Source organism: Caballeronia sp. ATUFL_F2_KS9A, from assembly GCF_023630765.1.
GTDB lineage: Bacteria > Pseudomonadota > Gammaproteobacteria > Burkholderiales > Burkholderiaceae > Caballeronia > Caballeronia zhejiangensis.
Map to the genome: position 1 here is coordinate 13,366 of NZ_JALQEK010000048.1, position 20,821 is coordinate 34,186.

Annotated in this window: 17 protein-coding genes; 10 read left to right on the forward strand and 7 right to left on the reverse strand. The window is 63.8% G+C overall.

Annotated features, from left to right (window positions below; all coding sequences use genetic code 11):
* The first annotated feature begins 4 nt into the window (after positions 1 to 4).
* The 3 genes from NCS67_RS27780 to NCS67_RS27790 are packed head-to-tail and all read left to right on the forward strand — an operon-like array spanning position 5 to position 3,627.
* On the forward strand, positions 5 to 970 hold the full coding sequence (locus NCS67_RS27780) for a VOC family protein (protein ID WP_008346011.1): 966 nt from the start codon (positions 5 to 7) through the stop codon (positions 968 to 970).
* Complete coding sequence (locus tag NCS67_RS27785; RefSeq protein WP_250437497.1) at positions 963 to 2,180, forward strand: NAD(P)/FAD-dependent oxidoreductase; 1,218 nt, start codon at positions 963 to 965, stop codon at positions 2,178 to 2,180. Before NCS67_RS27780 ends, NCS67_RS27785 begins: the two co-directional genes overlap by 8 nt.
* Before the next feature lie 28 nt (positions 2,181 to 2,208).
* Positions 2,209 to 3,627 (forward strand): MFS transporter, encoded by a 1,419-nt coding sequence (locus NCS67_RS27790; protein ID WP_250437498.1) that lies wholly within the window; start codon positions 2,209 to 2,211, stop codon positions 3,625 to 3,627.
* Positions 3,628 to 3,921: 294 nt separating this feature from the next.
* Here the strand turns inward: NCS67_RS27790 and NCS67_RS27795 are convergent, their stop codons facing one another.
* Positions 3,922 to 4,284, reverse strand: a complete 363-nt coding sequence (locus NCS67_RS27795; protein ID WP_502801879.1) for a hypothetical protein — start codon at positions 4,282 to 4,284, stop codon at positions 3,922 to 3,924.
* 16 nt (positions 4,285 to 4,300) lie between these two features.
* Here NCS67_RS27795 and tssK point away from each other — a divergent pair, with 16 nt between their 5' ends.
* From tssK to tssE, 6 genes are all read left to right on the forward strand, one after another.
* Positions 4,301 to 5,458, forward strand: coding sequence for a type VI secretion system baseplate subunit TssK (gene tssK / locus NCS67_RS27800; protein ID WP_250437540.1), 1,158 nt, complete (start codon positions 4,301 to 4,303; stop codon positions 5,456 to 5,458).
* On the forward strand, positions 5,455 to 6,183 hold the full coding sequence (gene icmH, locus NCS67_RS27805; protein WP_175980335.1) for a type IVB secretion system protein IcmH/DotU: 729 nt from the start codon (positions 5,455 to 5,457) through the stop codon (positions 6,181 to 6,183). Before tssK ends, icmH begins: the two co-directional genes overlap by 4 nt.
* Before the next feature lie 5 nt (positions 6,184 to 6,188).
* Positions 6,189 to 7,871, forward strand: a complete 1,683-nt coding sequence (locus tag NCS67_RS27810; RefSeq protein WP_250437541.1) for an OmpA family protein — start codon at positions 6,189 to 6,191, stop codon at positions 7,869 to 7,871.
* Between the two features lie 98 nt (positions 7,872 to 7,969).
* Positions 7,970 to 8,455: an Hcp family type VI secretion system effector gene (locus NCS67_RS27815; protein WP_008346030.1), complete on the forward strand. Its 486-nt coding sequence runs from the start codon at positions 7,970 to 7,972 to the stop codon at positions 8,453 to 8,455.
* A gap of 124 nt (positions 8,456 to 8,579) precedes the next feature.
* Positions 8,580 to 11,240 carry a type VI secretion system ATPase TssH gene (gene tssH, locus NCS67_RS27820; RefSeq protein ID WP_250437499.1) on the forward strand — a complete coding sequence of 887 codons (2,661 nt, stop codon included), beginning with the start codon at positions 8,580 to 8,582 and terminating at the stop codon, positions 11,238 to 11,240.
* Positions 11,241 to 11,251: 11 nt separating this feature from the next.
* Entirely contained in the window at positions 11,252 to 11,677 is a 426-nt protein-coding gene (gene tssE / locus NCS67_RS27825) for a type VI secretion system baseplate subunit TssE (RefSeq protein WP_033536886.1), read from the forward strand.
* A gap of 29 nt (positions 11,678 to 11,706) precedes the next feature.
* Here tssE and NCS67_RS27830 read toward each other — a convergent pair whose 3' ends face one another.
* From NCS67_RS27830 to sauS, 4 genes are all read right to left on the reverse strand, one after another.
* A complete protein-coding gene (locus NCS67_RS27830; protein WP_250437500.1) occupies positions 11,707 to 13,308 on the reverse strand; it encodes a tetratricopeptide repeat protein in 1,602 nt (533 codons plus the stop codon).
* An 82-nt stretch (positions 13,309 to 13,390) separates the two neighbouring features.
* Positions 13,391 to 14,731, reverse strand: coding sequence for an MFS transporter (locus tag NCS67_RS27835; protein ID WP_008346035.1), 1,341 nt, complete (start codon positions 14,729 to 14,731; stop codon positions 13,391 to 13,393).
* Positions 14,732 to 14,781: 50 nt separating this feature from the next.
* The gene (locus NCS67_RS27840; protein WP_250437501.1) at positions 14,782 to 16,395 is read right to left on the reverse strand and encodes an AMP-binding protein; all 1,614 of its coding nucleotides are present in this window, start codon (positions 16,393 to 16,395) and stop codon (positions 14,782 to 14,784) included.
* Positions 16,392 to 17,855 (reverse strand): acylating sulfoacetaldehyde dehydrogenase, encoded by a 1,464-nt coding sequence (gene sauS, locus NCS67_RS27845; protein WP_250437502.1) that lies wholly within the window; start codon positions 17,853 to 17,855, stop codon positions 16,392 to 16,394. Before sauS ends, NCS67_RS27840 begins: the two co-directional genes overlap by 4 nt.
* A gap of 189 nt (positions 17,856 to 18,044) precedes the next feature.
* On the opposite strand from sauS, the gene NCS67_RS27850 reads away from it, so the two are divergent.
* Complete coding sequence (locus NCS67_RS27850; protein ID WP_175980328.1) at positions 18,045 to 18,824, forward strand: IclR family transcriptional regulator; 780 nt, start codon at positions 18,045 to 18,047, stop codon at positions 18,822 to 18,824.
* 42 nt (positions 18,825 to 18,866) lie between these two features.
* On the opposite strand, the gene NCS67_RS27855 is transcribed toward NCS67_RS27850, so the two are convergent.
* Together NCS67_RS27855 and NCS67_RS27860 are read right to left on the reverse strand one after the other, a co-directional pair.
* Positions 18,867 to 20,306, reverse strand: a complete 1,440-nt coding sequence (locus tag NCS67_RS27855; protein WP_008346042.1) for an amino acid permease — start codon at positions 20,304 to 20,306, stop codon at positions 18,867 to 18,869.
* 84 nt (positions 20,307 to 20,390) lie between these two features.
* Positions 20,391 to 20,780, reverse strand: a complete 390-nt coding sequence (locus tag NCS67_RS27860) for a nuclear transport factor 2 family protein (RefSeq protein WP_250437504.1) — start codon at positions 20,778 to 20,780, stop codon at positions 20,391 to 20,393.
* Positions 20,781 to 20,821 lie beyond the last annotated feature (41 nt).

Below are 20,821 nucleotides of genomic sequence, written 5' to 3' on the forward strand. Positions count from 1 at the left end.
TGCCATGACGATCCTTGGCATTGAACGCATCACCTACGGCGTGACCGATCTCGACACCTGCCGGCGCTTTTTCGCGGACTGGGGATTGAAGGAAGTCGCGCACGATGAAGCGCGCGCGCGTTTCGAAACGCTCAACGGCTGCGAAGTGCTGCTTGCATTGGCCGACGATCCCGCGCTGCCGCCCGCATTCGAAGGCGGTCCGACGTTGCGCGAAGTGACGTGGTCCGTCGCGACGCGCGCCGAACTCGACGCATTGCGCGGACGCTTCGCGGGCCAGCCCGGTCACATCGAAACCGACGATGCGGTCGGTTGCATCGATCCGAACGGCATGGCGATTCGTGTGGAAGTGACGAAGAAGCGCGACATCGACGTGAAGGGCTCACTGTCGAACGTGTGGGGCAACGCGCAGCGCATCGATACGCCGAGCCCCGTCTATGAGCGCGCGGAACCCGTCGAAGTGGGACACGTCGTGTTCTTCACGAACTGCGTCGCGGAGCAGGAAAAGTTCTATCACGAGCTGCTCGGCTTCGAGACATCGGACCGCTATCCGGGACGCGGCGCGTTCATGCGTTGCGCGCCGCATGGCGGTCATCACGATTTGTTTCTCTTGCAACTACCCGATGGAAAACGCGGCCTGAATCACGTCGCGTTCACGGTGCGCGACATCCACGAAGTCTTCGGCGGCGGCCTGCATATCAGCCGCTGCGGATGGACCACGCAACTCGGACCGGGACGTCATCCGGTTTCGTCGGCGTACTTCTGGTACTTCAAGAATCCGGCGGGCGGTCTCATCGAGTATTACGCCGATGAAGACGTGCTCACGCCCGAATGGCAGCCGCGCGAGTTCGAGCCGGGTCCGACCGTGTTTGCGGAATGGGCCGTCGATGGAGGTCTCGACGGCAACACGCGCCGCCAGAAAGAGGCGAAGGCGCCCGAAGGCAAGTTCATGACGGAGCGGAAAAATGGCTGATCTTCAGACAGTCGTCGTGATCGGCGGCGGACAGGCGGCGGGCTGGATCGTGAAGACGTTGCGCAAGGAGGGCTTCGATGGCCGCCTCGTGATGATCGCCGACGAGATTCATCTTCCTTATGAGCGCCCGCCGTTGTCGAAGGCCGTGCTCGCGGGCGAAGCGGATATCGAAACCGTGCGTCTCGTCGATCACGATGCATTCGCCGCGTTGAACGTCGAAGCGTGGCAGCCGGAACGCGCGACGTCGATCGATCGCGACGCGCGCATCGTGCGTACCGCGAGTGGACGCGAAGTGCAGTACGACCGGCTTGTCATCGCAACGGGCGGTGCGGCGCGCCGTCTGCCGGCATCGCTCGTGAAGACTTCGCATCTTGCCTATCTGCGCACACTCGACGATGCGGTGCATATCGGCAAGCGTCTGCGCGAGAGTCATGCGAAGCGCCTGCTCGTGATCGGCGGCGGATGGATCGGCCTTGAAGTCGCGGCGACCGCGAAGAAGCTCGGCGTCGATGTGACCGTGATCGAAGGTGCGCCGCGTCTGTGCGGACGTTCGGTGCCCGCGAGCGTGTCGGACTTTCTGCTGAAGTTGCATCGCGATAACGGTGTCGATGTGCGTTTGAATGCATCGGTCGTATCGCTCGAAGACTGCGAAGGCGGCGTGCGCGCTTCGATGGCCGATGGCACGTTCATCGACGCCGGCTTTGCCGTCGCGGGCATCGGTCTCGCGCCGCACACGGCGCTCGCGGAAAGCGCGGGCATCGAAGTGAACGACGGCATCGTCGTCGATGAATTCGGCGCGACCCACGATGCACATGTGTTCGCTTGCGGCGATGTCGCCAATCATCCGAATGCGTGGCTGAAGCGCCGCGTGCGTCTCGAATCGTGGGCGAACGCGCAGAACCAGGCGATCGCGACGGCCCGCGCCGTGCTCGGCGTTCGCACGCCGTATGCGGAGATTCCGTGGTTCTGGTCGGATCAGTACGACGTGAACCTGCAGATTCTCGGCGACATTCCGCCGGGCGCGACGCCTGTCGTGCGCGGCGATCTGGACGCGCGTCGTGCATCGCTCTTCTTCTTCGAAGGCGATGTATTGCGCGGCGTCATCGCGATCAACGCGACGCGCGATCTGAAGGTCGCGAAGAAATGGATGAGCCAGGGACGCGCGGTCGATATCGCGTCGCTCGCGGATACGGCGAAGGCACTCGCATAACACATTGACGGGAGCAGGCATGAGGAGCATGAGCAACACGGCCGTTGAGCACGGCGGCACGGCCACGACAGTCGCGGACGCGAGCGCGGCCGCTCACGCGGTCACGAAGGGATCGATCATCGCGCGCATCGAACGGCTGCCCGCCAATGCGATGCAGGTGCGCGCGCGGATTCTGATCGGCGCGGCGACGTTCTTCGATGGCTTCGATGTCATCGTCATCGCGGCGACCTTGCCGCTGCTCATCCAGCGTTGGGGGCTTACGCCGGGACAGGTCGGCTTTCTGATCGCGTCGGGATCGATCGGACAATTGATCGGCGCATTCCTGTTTCCTTCGCTTGCGGAACGCTTCGGGCGCGTGCGTTCGATCGCGTGGAGCTCGGGGATCATCGGACTGACGAGCATTGCATGCGGCTTCGCGCCTTCGTTCGCCGTGTTCGTCGCGTTGCGCATCGTGCAGGGCCTCGGGCTCGGCGGCGAGTTGCCGGTGGCGGCGACGTACATCAACGAGATCACGCGCGCGCATGGACGCGGGCGCTTCGTGCTGCTGTATGAGATCGTGTTTCCGATCGGCCTGCTTGCATCGAATGCGCTCGGCGCGTGGATCGTGCCGCGATTCGGATGGGAAGCGATGTATTTCATCGGCGGCATTCCGCTCGTGCTGTTCTTCATGTTGCGCGCGCTGGTGCCGGAATCGCCGCGCTGGCTCGGTGAACGCGGCCGCATGAAGGAAGCGGGCGATGCGCTTTCCGCATTCGAAGCGACCGTCAAGCGGCCGTTGCCGCCGCTCGGCAATCTCGCCGAATTCGAAGCGATGGCGAATCGGCATCCGAAGCGGCGCCGTCTCGATCTGATCGGGCCGGCGTATCTGAAGCGCACGATCGCCGTCGCGCTGCTGTGGATGACGTGCGGCGTGCTGCAGTACGGTCTCTCGACGTGGTTGCCGACGATCTACAAGACGGTTTATCACGCGCCGCTGCAGCTTGCGCTGAATCTTGCGGTGGCGGCGTCGGTGCTGGGCGTGATCGGCTCGCTGACGTGCGCGCTGATCGTCGACAGGGTCGGGCGCAAGCCGGTCATCAACTGGTCGTTCGTGTTGTGCGCGGTGTCGCTGGTATGCGCGGGCGTGTTCGTCGCGCAGTCTGTGTATGTGGTTGCGACGTTCTGCGCGCTCGCGCTCGGCTTCATGGCTTGCGGGTTTATCACCGCTTATGTTTATACGCCGGAGTTATATCCGACGAGTATCCGCGCTTTCGGTTGTGGTCTCGGTGGCGCATGGCTCAAGATCGCGGCGATCTTCGCGCCGGCGCTCGTCGGCAAGACGCTGATGGGCGGGAACATGGACATCGCGTTCTATGCGCTCGCGGTCGTGCCGGTCGTCGCGGCGGCGGCGGTGCATTTCATGGGGATCGAGACGAAGGGGAAGGTGCTGGAGCAGTTGGAGGTTTGAGAGGATGGTTGCCCCGCTTTGCGCGGGGCTTTCTCTTTCCTGTTGAGCGGAGGCCAGAGGGGGCCTCGCTCGTTCGGAGGGTTTTCTGAGTTTTTTAGGTGGAACGTCCGGGGCGATCATGCTGCCGATTTAATCGCGGTTAGCGTCGCAAAGTATGCCTCGTCCGGCGTTTGATCCGTCAGGCTCGAGTGGGGGGCCGCTTTCGGTTGCACAGTTCGATGTATTCGCCGATGGGGCGCTTCGGACCACGCACTCGCGCGTTCCAGATCGGCGTGAACTAACGCGCCGCGTGCATCAGTTCGCCCCCGGTAACGGGACGCCAACCTTCTGCGCGGCAGCCAGCGCACCAGGTGGCAAGGGCGGCGGCGGCTGCCCGGTTGCCTTCTCGGCGAGCGTCTTCGTCACGAAGATGCGCGAGGGCAGTGTGAAGTGACGCAGCGCCAGCACGTCAAGCGGACCCGCGCCCGCTTCGGCGCGCAACTGCACCGAGAGCGAGGACCCCGCGCCCTGGTCCGGCGTCCACGACAGCAGATAGCGCGCATTATCCTGCTGCGAAACTCTCGCGCGCTCGAGCAGCCGGATGAATGCGAAGCGACCCTGCGAGTACAAACGCTTCCTCACGGTGGCGCTTGCATGCAGCATTCCACGCTTGAACATCCAGACGCCGCCCTTCATACATGCTGAATCGGCGCAACACGATGAACGCGGCAATACCCGCCGGGTACCCCCTGCGCGCGATCTCACGCAAGGCGTGAGCGCGGATCGGCAAAGCGTGACCGTGCTGGCCGCGCTCGCGCTGCCAGACGCCAACGGCAACAACTGCCGCATGGATGAGGCGGCGCTCACGCGTCCGCGCCGCGCCTACCGCGAGTTCGTCAAGGTCGTCGACACAAACGGCACCGACGAAAGCGAAATCGCCGCGGAACGTCATGCCGTGCGTCTGCTGTTCGATTTCGAGCCGCACGCCGATGACACCGTTTGCGCCATCGCACGCCTCGTCCGTTCCACGAGCGGCCAGTTCCAGCTCGACCGGCGCTACGTGCCGCCTTGCCTGTCGCTGGGCGCGCATGAGCTTCACGTCGAGCGCATCGGCCGGATCGCCGACATCCTGCTGGCGAAGAGCCTCGCCCTCGGCGCGCGGCGCAGCGAGCGCATCGAACAGGTCGCGGAATACGGCGTCGCCGACGTGCAGTTGTTCTGGCTTCTGCATTGCATCCATGCCGCGTGGCCGCAACTCCGATTCCTCGCTTCGAATCCGAACTTGCCGCCCGAGCGCTTGTACACGGTCCTCGCCGAGCTCGCCAGCGCGTTGATGACGTTCTCCACGAGCTCGCAGCTCACGGACATTCCTGCGTACGATCACGTCCGCGCCGACGAAGTCTTTGCGGACATCGAATCGATGATCCGGAACTTGCTGGATGCGATCATCCCGTCGCGTGTCGTGCCGATCGATCTCGCGCACGAGAACGCGACGACGTGGACCGGCCAGATTCTCGACACCCGTATCGCCGATGGCGCCGCCGACTGGTATCTGTCGGTCAATTCGACGCTGCCCGCGTTCGAACTCGTCGAACGCATTCCGCGGCTGTGCAAGATCGGCGCGCCGGACGAGGTCGATCACATCGTCAATTCGGCTCTGGCAGGTATCGCGTTGAAGGCCGTTCAGCGCGTGCCGGCGGCAATTCCCGTGCGCCTCGATAACCAGTACTTCGCGCTCGATGCCGCGAGTCCCGCGCACGCGCGCATGCTGGCCGCGCGTGCATGCCAGATCTATCTGCCGACATCCGTCCCGGATGTCTCGCTCGAACTCTACGCGGTGCTGCGCTCATGAACATGCTGTCCACGTCTTCCGCACACTCGAGCCTCGTCGAGCCGGCTCCGGGCGTCGCGCCGTCGGTCATGACCGGTATCCGCGATCTGCTGCGCGACACCGCGCTCTTCGTCGCGAATCTGTCGACAGGCGGCTCCTCTGCCGAGTTCGCATCGTTGCGTGCGCACTGCAAGTCGATGACCGACGAATTCAGCGCGGCGCTCCATCTCCGAGGCTATCCGGACGAAGTACGCGAGGACGCGGTGAAGGCCCAATGCGCCTTGCTCGACGAAACGGCGCTGCATCATCTCTCCGATGAAGAGAAGCCGCTGTGGTCCGCACAGCCTTTGCAGGTCGAGAGGTTCAAGCAGCACGACGGCGGCGAACGCGTCTTCGAGCGGCTGGAGTTCCGCATGCGCGAACACTCGCCGCAAGTCGATCTGCTCGAGTGTTACGCGGCGATTCTCGGACTGGGCTTTCGCGGCCGATATTCGGGCAATGGCGAGAATCAGCGTCTGGCACTCATCGATGAGTTGAGCGCGCTGATCGCGCGCCTTCGTCCCGAAAGCGAGCGCTCGCTCGTCATCGACCAGCCGGGCCGGCGCTTCGGCAACTGGCTTCGGCGCATCTCGCCGTGGGCCGTCGCCGGAATCGGCTGCGCCGTCGCGCTCGTTACGTGGTTCATCTGGCACGTCACCCTCGACATGCAGCTCGCCGCGCTGATTCCCAACGCAGTCAAGCCGTGAGCGCCATGCAGAGACTGGGTTATCCGGCGCGCACCATCGTCGTCTTCGCGGCGCTGCTCGCGCTCGCCGTGCAGTGGTTCGTGCAGCCGTTCGGCAAGGAATGGATCTGGCTTTCGACGGCAGGCATTGTGATCGTCGCGGCGGCCCTCGTCGGCTGGCGCACGCGACGCCTGTCACGCGCGCGCCGCAGCAGCATGCATGTCCTGAACGCGCTGGGTGCGGCGACCGTCGATATTCCGCTGAACCTGCGCACGCGCATGCCGCTCGTGCTCGTCATGGGCGATGCGCTCGCCTCGCTTTTCGATCACGGCTCGGGCACGCCGCGTCTCGTGCTTATCGGCGATGGCGCGATCTGGCTGCGCGTGGATCGTCCGCAGGATCTGCCCGGCATCGCACTCGCGATGCGCCAGTGGCGCGACGGCCAGGCGCCCGACGGCGTCGTGCTGAGCATTGCGCCCGCGCTCCACGCCGACGCCGATGTGCTCTCGCAAAGCCTGCGCGTGGCGCGCCAGGCGCTCGCCGATGCCTCGCGCATCGTGAGCGTGCGCTTGCCGGGTTATGTCGCGGTGTATCAGCGCCTGACACGTATCGCGTGCAGCGACGCAAACGCGGCACGCCGATGGCACTGTGTGTCGTCGGGGACGCCGCTCGTCGACGCCCGGCGCTTCGAAGCGCTGATCCGCAATGCGGAAGACGATGCCTGCCGCCATGCGGGCGATCGTTACGCGTCCGCCCATGCGGCCGCACTGGCATCCATCGTCGGCTGGACGCAGCGCATGGTGTTCGGCACGCTGACCGATCCGCGCCAGCCGGCCACGCCCTGGGCGCTCTACGGCGCAGGCTGGATCGACTGCGGGCCCGCCAGCGACGCACATAAACCGTGGGAGCAGGACGTGCAGATGCAAACGCACATCGCGCCCGCGAGCGTCGAAGCAAGCCCGGCTCCGTGGCCGTTGCCGCAATCGCTGATCGAAGCAATGCCCCGCCGCATCGTGACGTCCCCGCGCGTGGCCGCCTTCGCACATGCCATCGGCATCGTGGCACTGGCGGCAGGCGCCGCGATCCTCGGCGCGGGCCGCAACAATGCGGCGCTGCTCGAGCGCCTGCAGGCGGACATGGACCGCTACGCAGCCGTCACGCCGGAGCACGACGCCGCGCGCCGCGACGCGTTGAAGGCGCTCGTCGCCGATCGCGATGAACTGGATCGCTACGCGCGCACGGGCGTGCCGCTCAGACTGTCCTTCGGGCTCTATCGCGGCGCGCAATTGCTGCCGACGTTGAATACCGCCATCGCCAGCTATCAGCCGCCTGCGCCGCCGCCCGCCGTGGTGACGCTCGACAGCATGTCGCTCTTCGACAGCGGCAAGGCGCAACTTAAACCGGGATCGACGCGCGTGCTCGTCGAAGCCGTCGAAATGATCAAGGCGCATCCGGGCAAGCGGATCCTCGTGGCGGGCCATACGGACAACGTGGGCAATGCCGCGAGCAATCTGAAGCTGTCGAACGCGCGCGCCGCGGCTCTGCGCGACTGGCTGATCGAAGCGTCCGGCATACCGGCTACGCAGTTTGCGGTTCAGGGCTACGGCGACACACGCCCCATCGTCGCGAACGACACGCCACAAGGGCGCGCGAAGAACCGTCGCGTGGAAATCACTCTCGTACCGGACACCGCGAACGTCGCGAACTGACATCGTTAATCGAATTCCCGGAGTTCTCTCTTCGGGATCTTGTCGCTCAGGAGTTGTTTTTCTGAGCATTGCTTGGCAGTACCAAAGAGGAGTAGTAAATGGCAATTCCCGCATACATGTGGCTGAAGGATGACGGCGGCGCCGACATCAAGGGTTCCGTCACCGTGCAAGGCCGCGAAGGCAGCGTCGAGATCGTCGAGTTCGGTCATGGCGTGCATATCCCGACCGATGGCAACACCGGCAAGCTCACCGGCACGCGCGTGCACGCGCCGATCACGCTGACCAAGGAAACCGATTCGTCCACGCCGTATCTGTACAAGGCGGTGACGAGCGGCCAGACGCTGAAGTCGGTCGAGATCAAGTGGTACAAGATCGACGACGCGGGCAAGGAGAAGGAATACTTCAACACCAAGCTCGACAACGTCAAGGTCGTCGCGGTCCGTCCGAAGATGCTCGACATCAAGAACCCGGCTTTCGAGAAGCACAACCATCTCGAAGAAGTCGAACTGCGTTACGAGCAGATCACCTGGTCGTTCAAGGACGGCAACATCATCCACAAGGACACGTGGAACGAGCGCGCGTAAGCGCGTGACCCAGCGGCTCATGACAACGTGAGCCGTCGAAGCCAGCCTGCTTGCGGGCTGGCTTTTCTTCTGCAATTCATCCCCACCATACGCCCTCTTTCATTCACCTCGGCACCGACTTCATATGACAATGCGCGACTCCACTCATCTGCTTCGCCGGCTCAACCAGCACTGCGCCCGCACGCTTGAAGCGGCCGCGAGCCTGTGCCAGACGCGCCTTTCCGACGAAATCACCGTCGAGCATTGGCTGCTGAAGCTCATCGAGGCGGACGAAGGCGACATTCCCGCGATCCTGCGTCACTATGAAATCGATGTCGATGCGATCTGGAACGCACTGCTCGCCGCAATCGACCGCCTGCCGCGCAATCTGCGGGGCATGCCGTCGCTTTCCATCCAGCTCGCGAGCGTGCTTCAGGACGCGTGGCATCTCGCATCGCGCGAGGATATCGACGGTACGATCCGCTCGGCGCATCTGCTGCGCGCGCTCATCGGCGCACCGCATGTCATGCGGACGCAGGACGCGTGGCCGCTTTTTTCGCTTTCCGATGCGCAGATCGAACGGCTCGTGCCGCGTCTCGGACGCGCGTCGTGCGAGAACGCGCCCGCGCAGGAAGACGAAGGCGACGCAAGCGCACCAGTTGCAGATGCTCAAGCGCCCGTCAAGCAGGCGGCCCCGCGCTCGACCGAAGGCCAGGCGCTCGAGCGCTTCGCCATCGACCTGACGGAGAAGGCGCGTCGCGGCGAAATCGATCCGGTGTTCGGCCGCGATCGCGAGATCCAGCAGATGATCGACGTGCTCGTGCGGCGGCGCAAGAACAACCCGATCCTCGTGGGCGAGCCGGGCGTCGGCAAGACGGCGCTAGTCGAAGGGCTCACGCTGCGCATCGCCGAAGGCAGTGTGCCGTCTCTCTTGCGCGACGTGCGCATTCTCACGCTCGACCTCGGGCTGCTGCAAGCCGGTGCGGGCGTGAAAGGCGAATTCGAGCAGCGCCTGAAAAACGTGATCGATGAAGTCAAGGCATCGGCGACGCCGATCGTGCTGTTCATCGACGAAGCCCACACGCTGATCGGCGCGGGCAACTCGGCCGGCGGCTCGGACGCTGCGAACTTGCTGAAGCCTGCACTCGCGCGCGGCGAGTTGCGCACCATCGCCGCGACGACGTGGTCCGAATACAAGGAATACTTCGAGCGGGATGCGGCGCTCGAGCGGCGCTTCCAGATGGTCAAGGTGGAAGAGCCGGACGACGATGCCGCCTGTCTCATGTTGCGTGGCCTCGCGACGCGCTACGCACGGCATCACAACGTGCATATCCGCGACGAAGCGCTCGTTGCGGCAGTCAGACTGTCGCGCCGCTACATCCCCGCGCGCCAGTTGCCGGACAAGGCCGTCGATCTCATCGATACCGCCGCGGCGCGCGTGCGTATGGGTCTCGACGCGCCGCCCGCCGAACTGCAGCGCGCGCGCGCGGTCGTGGCCGCGCTGGAACTCGAAGGCGCGAGCATCGATGCCGACGAACGGGCGGGCATCGACGATACAGCCGCGCATCGCGACGCGCTCCACGCCTCACTGGCGCAAGCGAATCAGGAACTCGCGGACGTTCAGGCGCGCTACGACCGCGAACTGTCGCTGGTGCGCGCGCTGCTGGAACAACGCGGCGACGGCAAGACGAAGCCGGATGCAGATGCGTTCGCCGCAGCGAAGCACGCCCTCACGGATGCGCAAGGCAAGTCGCCGCTGATCTTCGCCGATGTCGACGCACAGGCCATCGCGCGCGTGGTCGCCGAATGGACGGGCGTGCCGGTCGGCAATCTCGTCGAAGACGAGCTGCTCAATCTGCTCACGCTCGAAGATCAACTGGCGAAGCGCGTGGTCGCGCAAGACGACGCGCTCGGCATGCTCGCGCAAAGCCTGCGCACCGCGAAGGCGGGGCTCAGGAGCGAACATGCGCCGCTCGGCGTGTTCCTGCTGACCGGACCCTCGGGCGTCGGCAAGACGGAGACGGCGCTCGCGCTCGCCGATGTGCTGTTCGGCGGCGAGGCCGCGCTCACCACGATCAACATGTCGGAGTATCAGGAAGCGCACACGGTGTCGCAGTTGAAGGGCTCGCCGCCGGGTTACGTCGGCTATGGCCGCGGCGGCGTTCTGACCGAAGCGGTGCGTCAGCGCCCATATAGCGTCGTGCTGTTGGATGAAGTCGAGAAGGCGCATCGCGACGTGCTCGACATGTTCTATCAGGTGTTCGATCGTGGCTCGATGCGTGACGGCGAAGGTCGGGAAATCGACTTCCGCAACTGCGTGATTCTGATGACGTCCAACCTCGGCTCCGAACAGATTCACGATGCGACCACGGACACGCCCGGCATCGCGCACGCCGCGTTGCTCGACGCCATCCATGATCCGCTCGTGAAGCATTTCCAGCCGGCGCTGCTCGCGCGTTTCCAGACGCTCGTGTTCCGCCCGCTCGACGTAAGCGCGCTCGGCGATATCGTGCGCCTCAAGATCGCGAAGATCGCCGATCGCCTGAAGCGTCAGCACGATGTGACGCTCGCCTGCGAGGAATCGCTGATCGCATCGCTGGCTCAAATGTGCCTGTCGCGCGATTCGGGCGCCCGCAATATCGACGCTTTCCTCGACCAGCGCATTCTGCCGACTGTCTCGCGCGAACTCCTGACGCGCATGGCGAGCGGCGCCGCACCCGCGGAGATTCGTCTCGCCTATTCAGAGGAAGGCAATCTGACGATCGAGTTCATCGATCGCGACTCGTCCGTGCCCGCAACCGCCTGAAGCGAGAAAAGATGCCAGGCCCGTCCCTATATGAAATGCTGCTCGGTCAGATCGACGGCGAACCGCTCAGCGATTTCGATGACCGCACGCTCGAAGTCCTGAGCGTGCAGCAGAACGTGCGACGCATCCTGAACACGCGCGCCGGTGCCCTCAAGCATCTGCCGGACTACGGGCTGCCCGATCTGACCAACATCTACAAGGCGCTGCCGGCTTCTTCACAGGCGCTGAAGGAGCAGATGGAAGTCGCGCTGCTGAAGTACGAGCCGCGCATCCGCGCGATCGACGTCGCGATGGTCGATACGTCCGAGCCGGGCCTGCAAGTGAGCTTCGAAATGACCTGTCATCTGAAGCGCGCGGGCCTCGTGCGCTTCGGAACGTACTTCGTGCCGCCCGGCGTTTTCCGGCTGGAGCGGCGCGTGCGCGAGGGCAGGATTTGAATCAGCTTGCGCGCGGGCTGATTCGCGCGCTACACCGAAGCCCCCCGCTCGCCGACCAACTCGCGAAGATCGTGCGCGATCCGGCCGATGACCGGCTCCCAGTCATGCAGCTTCTTCTGTCGATACAGACGCACGGCGGGATACCATTCGGTTCGCTCGCCCTGCAGTCCCCAGCGCCACTCCGGCGCGGACGGCAAGATTCCCCATGTCGGCTTGCCGAGCGCGCCAGCGAGATGCAACGGCGAAGAGTCCACCGATATCACGAGATCGAGATGATCGATGAAGCCGGCGGTATCTGCAAAGTCCGTCCACTGAGACGACACGTCGTGCGCGCGAATGCCCGACTGCCTCGTCAAACTGGCGTTCGCCTGGTTCTTCTGCAGCACGAACCATTCGATACCCTCGATCTCCGACAGCGGCTTCAATGCGCGCGCAGGCACGAAGCGGTCGATGCCGCTGAAGTTGTGCGGCCCGCTATACCAGCACAGTCCCACCTTCAGCTTGCCCGCATACGGCTGCATGAAGCTGTCCCAGCGAGCGCGGGCATCAGCTGGCGCCTCGATGTATCCGCGTCGACTGTCGGAGATGGCCGCTGCTGTCTCGTGCACGTATGCGGGCAGCAAGTAGTCGAAGACCCAGTAATCGTAATTCGCCAGTTCGTCCGGCCGCCAGCCAGATGCAACGCTTTGCGCGCCGTCGAGATCGCGAAACAGCCGGTGCAGTTCCGGCCGGCAAACGAAGTGAACCGACGCGCCCGCCGCTGTCAGCCGGCTCGCGTAACGCGCGAGCATCAGATTGTCGCCGACGCCCGCATGGTAGGCGACCAAGATACGCTTGCCTTGCAGCGATTGACCCCGCCACCATTTTGACAGATACGGGGCAATATCCGGATCAAGCGCAAGAACATACTCATCGCTCGACACCCCTTCGAGCTTGCGCCATCCCTCGCGCTCGCGTCCGAGCAGAATGAGCACGTCCCCAAGCGGACCGAAGGCATCCACTCGGTGCGGTGCAATCTCTTCGGCTCGGCTAAATGCATCCAGCGCTTCGAGATAACGGCTCTGCATGTACAGCGCTTTCCCCAACATCAGCCAGATGTCGACGTCGTCGGGAGTCTGCGCGAGCAGCGCGCCCGCACGTTCGATGACCCCGGCATAATCGGAGAGGAATCGTCCGCGAAGATGCAGCGCGCTCTTGTCGTCGGCCCGGATAAGCGCCTGCTTCGCATGGAACCGCATCAGTTCCGGTCGACCAGCGAACAGGTAAATCTGCGCGAGGGCGGAATGTGCGTCGCAGTTGTCGGGATCGAATTCGAGCGCCTCGACAAAGCACTCGATCGCGCTTTCCCGATCCCCGCATTCGTTCAGATAGATGATGCCGCGCTGTACGCGGACGATCGCGTTGTCGGGGTTCCGCGCGATCCATCGCGTACACATTTCCAGCGCGAGAAGCGGCTCACCTAATCGGATGAGGCCATTGGTGGCCTCGATCGCGTAATGAGCCTCGTGAGGTTCGATATCGAACGTCCCGTGCCACAAGGCGATTGCCTGGTCGCGTTTGCCACGCTCGATTGCAGCCTGAGCAGCGCTGGCGAGCGCCGTCGCTCGCTCCCTGATGTCATGCTCCACCATCGCTCTTCCGTCGTTCAATAAGGATGCCGGAGCGTAACAGAGCCGAGCGTCTCAACCGTAACAATGCGACGCGCGAACGCCGCTACTCATGCCACTGCCCCGCCCCTCCCGCGAACGCCGGCACGCCCATTTCCTCGCGACTGCGCGCCGCACGCGCTTCATCGGCTTCGACGGTCTTGCTCGTATCGATGAAAAGCGCCGCGACCGCACCGACCGCGAGCAATCCCGCTGAAATCGTGAACGGCACGTTATAGCTTCCTGTCTGCTGGATCAGATAACCGAACGCGACCGGCGACACCATTCCCGCGATGCCGAAGCCCGTGTTCATCATGCCGCCCGCCGTGCCCGCATACTTGCCCGCGATATCGAGCGGCAACGTCCACAGCACCGGATTCGTGATCTCGAGGAAGAAGAACGATGCCGTCAGGAACCACACCGCCATGATCGGGCTCGGCGCATTGACCATCGGCAGAAGGAAGGCGAGCGACCCGCCCATGCCCACGACGAGAATGCTGCAGCGCGCGAGCCGCAGTTTTCCCGTGATCCGGTAGATGCGGTCCGACAGCACGCCGCCGAGCGTATCGCCGATCACACCGGCAAGCAGCGGCAAAGCGGTGAACAGCGCGAGATGCTTCAGATCGAAGCCGCGCGATTCCTTCAGATACGAAGGCAGCCACGTCAGATACACCCACAGCAGCCAGCCATAGCAAAAGTCGACGAAGGTCACGAGCCACATGCGATGAATCAGCATGCGCCACGGCGTCGGCTGCTTTCTCGCGCGCGCGCATTCTCCCGCGCGATAGCCGATCTCAGCGGTTTCCTCGGGCGTCACGCGGCGGTTTTCATCGGGTGAATTGGTGAAGACGAAGAGATACAGCACCGTCCACGCAAGGCTCGCGATGCCCAGCAGAATGAATGCCTCGCGCCAGCCGCTCGCTGCGACCACGGCAAGCACGAGCGGCGGCGTCACCGCGCCGCCGAGCCGCGCGAAACTATGCGTGATGCCTTGTGCAAAGCCGCGTTCGCGCACCGGCATCCAGAATGTGAAGGCGCGCGTGGCGGTCGGAAACGCGCCGCCCTCGCCGATGCCCAACGCAAGGCGCAACAGCACGAGCATGCCGATGCTGCCCGCGAAGCCCGTCGCGAGCGTCGCCGCGCCCCATATCAACGAGAGCACGGTCAATACGAGCTTCGGGCCGAATCGATCGGCAAGCCATCCGCCGACGATCTGCATCACCGCATACGGATACGCGAACGCGGAGAACACGAGCCCGAGCTGCACGGACGTGAGGCCCATCTCCTGCCGGATCAACGGTCCTGCCACGGCGATGTTCACCCGATCGATGTACGAGATGAAGTACATCAGACACATCACGCCGAGAATGATATGGCGCGTCTTCACGCGCTGACGTTGCTTGTTCACAGTGTCTCCTTCCTTTGGTCCATCTGATGTGGAATATCGAGCCGTGTCAGCTATACGAGCTTCAGGCGCTGCACCTTGCCCGAAGGTCCGCGCGGCAATGCATCGGTGAAGCGGAATTCACGCGGCGTCTTGTAACGGCCGAGTTCGCGCAGACAGTGCGCGCGCAAGTCGGCCACATCGAGCGATGCCGCGCCGCCGTTCGGCACGATGTACGCGACGATGTCCTGGCCATACGCCGCATCGGGCACGCCGACGGCCGCTGCTTCGAGCACGCCGGGATGACGCAGCAGCGCTTCGTCGATCTCGCGCGGCGCGATGTTCTCGCCGCCCTTGATGATCAGTTCCTTCGCGCGTCCATTGATGTAGAAGAAGCCCGCCTCGTCGCGATAACCGAGATCGCCGCTGCGCAGCCATCCGTCTTCCGTGAACGCGTTGCGCGTTTCTTCCGGACGCTTGTAGTAGCCGCTCATCAATTGCTCGCCGCGCAGCACGAGCTCGCCGGTTTCGTTGGGCGCGCACTCACGTCCATCGATGTCGACGATCTTCGCTTCGCCGCCGGAAGGCAAGCCGATGCTGCCGATTCGCCTTAACGTTTCGTCATACGGATTACTGAATATCGGCGCGGCGGTCTCCGTCATGCCCATCGTTTCGATGACGCCGATGCGAAAGCGCTTCTCGAACGCCCGATGATGATCGGCCGGTAACGCTGCCGACGCGCTGCGGCAAAATTTCAGCGCCGACAGATCGCAGCCCTCAGCGCCCTCGCCGTTCAGCAGATAAGCGACGATGGTCGGCACCACGTTGATCCATGTGCATCCGAACTGCGATGCCTCGTTCCAGAACGTGCGCGCCGAGAAACGCGGCGTCATCACCGCCGATCCGCCGTGCCACAGTGGCGACAGCAGCGCGACGACGAGACCGTTGATGTGATAGAGCGGCAACGATACGAGCACGCGATCATCATCGGATAGCCGATGTTCCTCGCTGATGTTGCGCATGTTGGCAAGCAGGCTGCGATGACTCAGCAGCACGCCTTTGGGCGCGCCCGTCGTGCCCGACGTGTACATGAGCAGCGCCGTATCGCCGGGATTCATCGCGCCCGCATCGCTCGCGACGATATGCGCGCCGGGCGTTTCGTCGCGCACGAGTCCGATCGTGCGTGACGGAAGCGTCGGGATATCGGGTAAAGCCTTCGCATCGGGCGACGTACGCACCACAGCGACGTCACGGTCCATGCCTTCGCGACGCAACACGTCGATCGCTTCGACGATGGTTTCGTGCGTGTCATCGGCGACGAAGATCGCGCGCGTCTCCGAATGCTCGACGATATAGCGCACCTGCGAAGGCTGACACAACAGATTCAGCGGATTCGCCACCAGGCCGCTATACATCGCCGCCAGCAGCAGCCGCGCGGTCTGAATGCCGTTGCCCATGAAGACGGACACGACATCGCCCGCACGCAGGCCCGCAGCATGAAAACGCTCTTCCAGCGCGAGACATGCTTCGCGCAACGCGCCGAAGGTCAGCATGTCGTCCCCGACCGCGGAGAGCAGGAAGGGTTTGTCCGGCGCGCGTCCGGCGCGAGCGTCGATCAATGCGCGCAACGTGAATGCAACGACCGGCGCACGATCGGAAGGAACGATTCGATCCGCTAGCGCGCTCATCGCCCGATCCTCCTGAAGTAAACGCCGAGCAACGCGTCGACTTCCGGCACGCGCTCCGCAATCCGATACGCGATGCGCGTCACGTTCAGGTATTGCCGATAGCCGAGATTCGCCGAGAAGTTGTTGCCGCCCCAGGTGCCGCATCCCATCGACAGCGAGAACGGCAGGCCGTTGTCGAAGTTGCCGCCGGTCGCGAGGCAGTGCGCCTGATCGACGATCACGCGCGCCACCGGCAATTCAGTGCCGAGCCGGACGGCGAGGGCATCGTTCGCGCCGTGCACGCCGACCGAATGTCCCGCGCCCATGTATTCGTAGATGCCGCGCACGATGCCGATTGCGGCGTCGATGTCGCGCGCGCGATAGACCGTCAGCACGGGCGAGAGCTTTTCGCCGGAGAACGGATACTCGGCACCGTAGCCGCTCTCCTCGACCATCAAGAACTTCGGCTCGCGCGCCGCGATATCGTCGAGGCCCGCTTCGCGCGCAATGGCCGTCGCCGAGCGCGCGGTGCAGCGCGCCGAGAGCTTGCCGTCGTGCCACATCGTCGCCTGCAACCGCGCCTTCTGCGCAGCGTCGAGCAGCACGCCGCCCTGCTTCGTCAACGCATCGAGCATGCGTGCATGGATCGCGTCTTCGATCACGACGCTGTTCTCCGATGAACAACTCGTCGCGTTGTCGAACGTCTTGGACACCGCGATCTTGCGCGCTGCATCATCGGGAATCGCGCTCGCCGTGACGATCGATGCGACGTTGCCCGCGCCCACGCCGAACGCGGGCGTGCCGCTCGTATAGGCCATGCGGACGTTCGCCTGCGAGCCCGTCGCGACGACGAGATCCGCGAGCTTCATCAACGCCGCGGTCGCGGCCTTGCCGATCGGATGCGGCAACATCTGCACGAGATCGCGATCGAGACCGGCCTTCGCGAACTCCGCATGAATGAACTCGATGAGCAACGCGCACGACGAATAGCCCTTCGGTGAGGGCGCGACGATGACCGCGTTGCCGCACTTGAGCGCGTTGATGATCTTGTTGGCGGGCGTCGCGGCCGGATTCGTCGATGGCGTGATCGCCGCCACGACGCCGACCGCGCGCGCAATTTCGACGATGCCGTGTTCCTCGTCGCGCGCGATCACGCCCGTCGTCGCGACGCCGTGAAGATCGCGCAGCAGGCCGAGCGTCTTGCGATGGTTCTTGCGGAATTTGTCGTCGGCGTTGCCGAGGCCCGTATCGCGCACGGCCAGGTCCGCGAGTTGCCGGTTGCGCTGCGGCTCCATGATGGCCCACGCAGCGGCCGATGCAGCTAAGTCGAGCGTCTCCTGGCCCGCTTGTTCGAAGCGTCGTTGCGCGGCGCGCGCTCGCGTCACGAGCGCGGCAACGATGCGCTCCACATCGGGTTCTGGTTGATTCGGCGCATCGTCGTGAGGACGTGCGAGCGTCGCGCCGCTTGCCATGTGATTCATGCGATAAACCTCGGCTGTTGGAAGATTGAAGGTGCTTTCCAATCTAGTCAGCCGCGTCCGTCGCGCGGTCCCGTTTTCTGGACTAACGCGTGCAGCGATAGCGCGAGCATCGGAAATTCAGCTTTTCGGGACTTTTTAGAGTCCCGAAAACCGGTGTTTTCGACGCACAATGAAATAAAACCGAAAAGTATGCGAACGGAGACAAGCGTGACTTCGAATCAATCGAATGCCGCCGCCGTGCGCGCGTTTCGCGTGCTCGAAACGCTCGCCGAGGCGAATCGCCCGCTTTCCATGACCGAGCTCGTCGATGCATTGGGTCTGCCCAAACAGACCGTGCATCGCATCCTGGTGCAGTTGATGGACGCATGGCTCGTCACGCGCGGCGCAAGCGACAAGCTTTATGAATGCTCGGCGCGCGTGCGTACGCTCGCCATCAACGTGCTGATGCACGCGGGTCCCGCTGCGGCGCGTCATGCGCTATTGGAACAGCTCGTCATGCGCGTCGGCGAAACATGCAATCTGACGATGCTCGCGGGCAACGACGTCGTCTATGTGGATCGCGTCGAAACGGGATGGCCGCTGCGCATGCATCTGCAGCCAGGTTCGCATGTGCCGTTGCATTGCTCCGCAAGCGGCAAGCTGCTGCTGAGCTTTTTGCCGAAGGATCGGCGCGAACGCATGATCGAACGCTTGCCGTTGCGTTCGTATTCGGAGCGCACGATCACCGATCGCGACGCACTGCGCAAGGAGCTCGCATTGACACGCCGCCGCATGCTCGCCATCAACAATCAGGAGCATTTGCAGGGACTCGTTGCGATCGCGGTGCCGGTGATGCTCGATCGCAATCGCGCGTGTGCGGCGATTGCGATTCAGGCGCCGGTGGGGCGCGTGGCGCTCGATCAGTTGCTTGCGTTCGAACCCGATCTGCGCCGTGCTGCGGAAGAAACCGCGAAGACGTTCAAGGATTGAAGGCCGGTTTTCGATTCGGCAAACCGGCCTTTGCTTCACTGCTTATCGTTCGCTGGTCTGGAGATGCCGCGTCGAATGATGTTCGTCTTCGACCTCGACTTCCTTGCGGCCGCGCTTGAACACGACATACGCGACGATCAGAATGCCGAGACTCGCGACGCCCAGCCACAGCGGCTTGCGTTGATCGGGAATGAAGGCCATCGCGACGAGAATCGCCATCATCCCGAAGATCGCGAGCCACGTGAGATAGGGAAATCCCCACATGCGTACGCGCAGGTCGCTTACTTCGAAGCTCGTCATACGGCCGCGCAAGCGCAGTTGCGAAAACGCGATCAGCAGATACACGAAGATCGCCACCGTGCCATACGAATTCACGAGGAACGCGAACACCGTATCCGGCGATACATACGACATCACCACCGACACATACCCGAACACCGTGCCGAGCAGAATGGCGCGCGTCGGCACGCCGCGCTTGTTGACCTTCGCGAGTCCGAGCGGCGCATCGCCGTGACGCGTCAACGCGAACAGCATGCGCGATGCCGCATAGAGGCCCGAGTTCAGCGCGGACAGCACGGCGGTGAGGACGATCGCGTTCATCACGTTGGCTGCGGCGGGCATGCCCATTACTTCGAGCGCGCTGACATAAGGCGTCGCCATCTGATGCGAATTCCACGGCACCAGCGCGACGACGAGCGCCACCGATCCGACATAGAACACGAGCACTCGCGTGATGACGGAATTAGTTGCCTTCGCAACTGCCTTCGCAGGCTCCTTCGCTTCGGCCGCCGCGATCGTGACGATTTCCGCTCCGAAGTAGAAGCCGGTCGCCGCGACCGCGCCTGTCATCACGGGCCCGATGCCCTTCGGCATGAAGCCGCCATGGCCGAGGAACGTCGCGGCGACATCGGTCGTGTGCATCGATGCGGGCCAGAAGCCGCAGACGTACAGGCCGCCGAGAAACAGGAACACGATGATCGCGCCGACCTTGATCGACGAAAACCAGAACTCGAATTCGCCATAACTGCCGACCGAAATGAGATTGGTCAGCGTGAGCACGACGAGCAACACGAGGCTGATCATCCATGCAGGCACATCCGGTATCCAGAACTGCACGAGCTTCGCGCCCGCGACTGCTTCGAGCGCGATCACGATGACCCAGAAGTACCAGTACATCCAGCCCGTCAGGAACCCGGCGAGACGGCCCGGCCCGCGCTGCGTCTTGAACGCGAGCCGCGCATATTCGTAGAACGAGCCGACGGCGGGCATCGCGCAGGCCATCTCGCCGAGCATACGCATGACGAGAACCACGAGGCCGCCCGTGATGAGAAACGAGAGAATCGCCGCGGGTCCGGCCTGCTGGATCACCACGCCGCTCCCGACGAATAGTCCGGCGCCTATGACGCCGCCCAATGCGATCATCGTCATGTGGCGCTGCTTGAGGCCACACTTGAGATCGCTCTGCTCCGTACTCGATTGCATGTCGTCTCCTGATTTGCTTGTACCGATTCGGCGCTCGCCCGCGGGTTCGTTGCCGGCGGGTCGAGACGTTCGTTCAATGACGCTTCAAAGCGCCGGACGATCCTTTCGATACGCGTTCTTCACCGCGATCCTGCCATCGCTGAACGTGAAGACGTCCACCATGCGCGCCTCGATGCGCGAGCCGTCCGCCTTCGTGCCGCGAAAGGTCGATTCCGATACGCCGCGATTGCCGCTCACGAAGTGCTCGCCGTCATTCCACGATGCATCGGGAAAGGTTTCCCACGCAAGCGTGAAGCCCTTGCGCACTTCGTCCCGGCCCTTGAACGTGCGGCCCAGCGCATCGGGTCCGGCCACGCCGTGAAAAACGCATTCGTCCGTCATGCAGTTCATCAGCGCGTCGATGTCGTGGCGGTTCCATGCATCGTTGAACGTCTGCAAGAGGCGAATGTAATCCTGATTCGTTTGTGTGCTCATGTGTCGATGTTTTCAGTGCGTTGCGAAAGAGACCAAAATGC

Bases quoted from the DNA above. Each gene is read 5' to 3' on its own strand.
- NCS67_RS27780 (WP_008346011.1), top strand. From the start codon at position 5: ATGACGATCCTTGGCATTGAACGCATCACCTACGGCGTGACCGATCTC.
- NCS67_RS27785 (WP_250437497.1), top strand. From the start codon at position 963: ATGGCTGATCTTCAGACAGTCGTCGTGATCGGCGGCGGACAGGCGGCG.
- NCS67_RS27790 (WP_250437498.1), top strand. From the start codon at position 2,209: ATGAGCAACACGGCCGTTGAGCACGGCGGCACGGCCACGACAGTCGCG.
- NCS67_RS27795 (WP_502801879.1), bottom strand. From the start codon at position 4,284: ATGTTCAAGCGTGGAATGCTGCATGCAAGCGCCACCGTGAGGAAGCGT.
- icmH (WP_175980335.1), top strand. From the start codon at position 5,455: ATGAACATGCTGTCCACGTCTTCCGCACACTCGAGCCTCGTCGAGCCG.
- NCS67_RS27810 (WP_250437541.1), top strand. From the start codon at position 6,189: ATGCAGAGACTGGGTTATCCGGCGCGCACCATCGTCGTCTTCGCGGCG.
- NCS67_RS27815 (WP_008346030.1), top strand. From the start codon at position 7,970: ATGGCAATTCCCGCATACATGTGGCTGAAGGATGACGGCGGCGCCGAC.
- tssH (WP_250437499.1), top strand. From the start codon at position 8,580: ATGACAATGCGCGACTCCACTCATCTGCTTCGCCGGCTCAACCAGCAC.
- tssE (WP_033536886.1), top strand. From the start codon at position 11,252: ATGCCAGGCCCGTCCCTATATGAAATGCTGCTCGGTCAGATCGACGGC.
- NCS67_RS27830 (WP_250437500.1), bottom strand. From the start codon at position 13,308: ATGGTGGAGCATGACATCAGGGAGCGAGCGACGGCGCTCGCCAGCGCT.
- NCS67_RS27840 (WP_250437501.1), bottom strand. From the start codon at position 16,395: ATGAGCGCGCTAGCGGATCGAATCGTTCCTTCCGATCGTGCGCCGGTC.
- sauS (WP_250437502.1), bottom strand. From the start codon at position 17,855: ATGAATCACATGGCAAGCGGCGCGACGCTCGCACGTCCTCACGACGAT.
- NCS67_RS27850 (WP_175980328.1), top strand. From the start codon at position 18,045: ATGCGAACGGAGACAAGCGTGACTTCGAATCAATCGAATGCCGCCGCC.
- NCS67_RS27855 (WP_008346042.1), bottom strand. From the start codon at position 20,306: ATGCAATCGAGTACGGAGCAGAGCGATCTCAAGTGTGGCCTCAAGCAG.
- NCS67_RS27860 (WP_250437504.1), bottom strand. From the start codon at position 20,780: ATGAGCACACAAACGAATCAGGATTACATTCGCCTCTTGCAGACGTTC.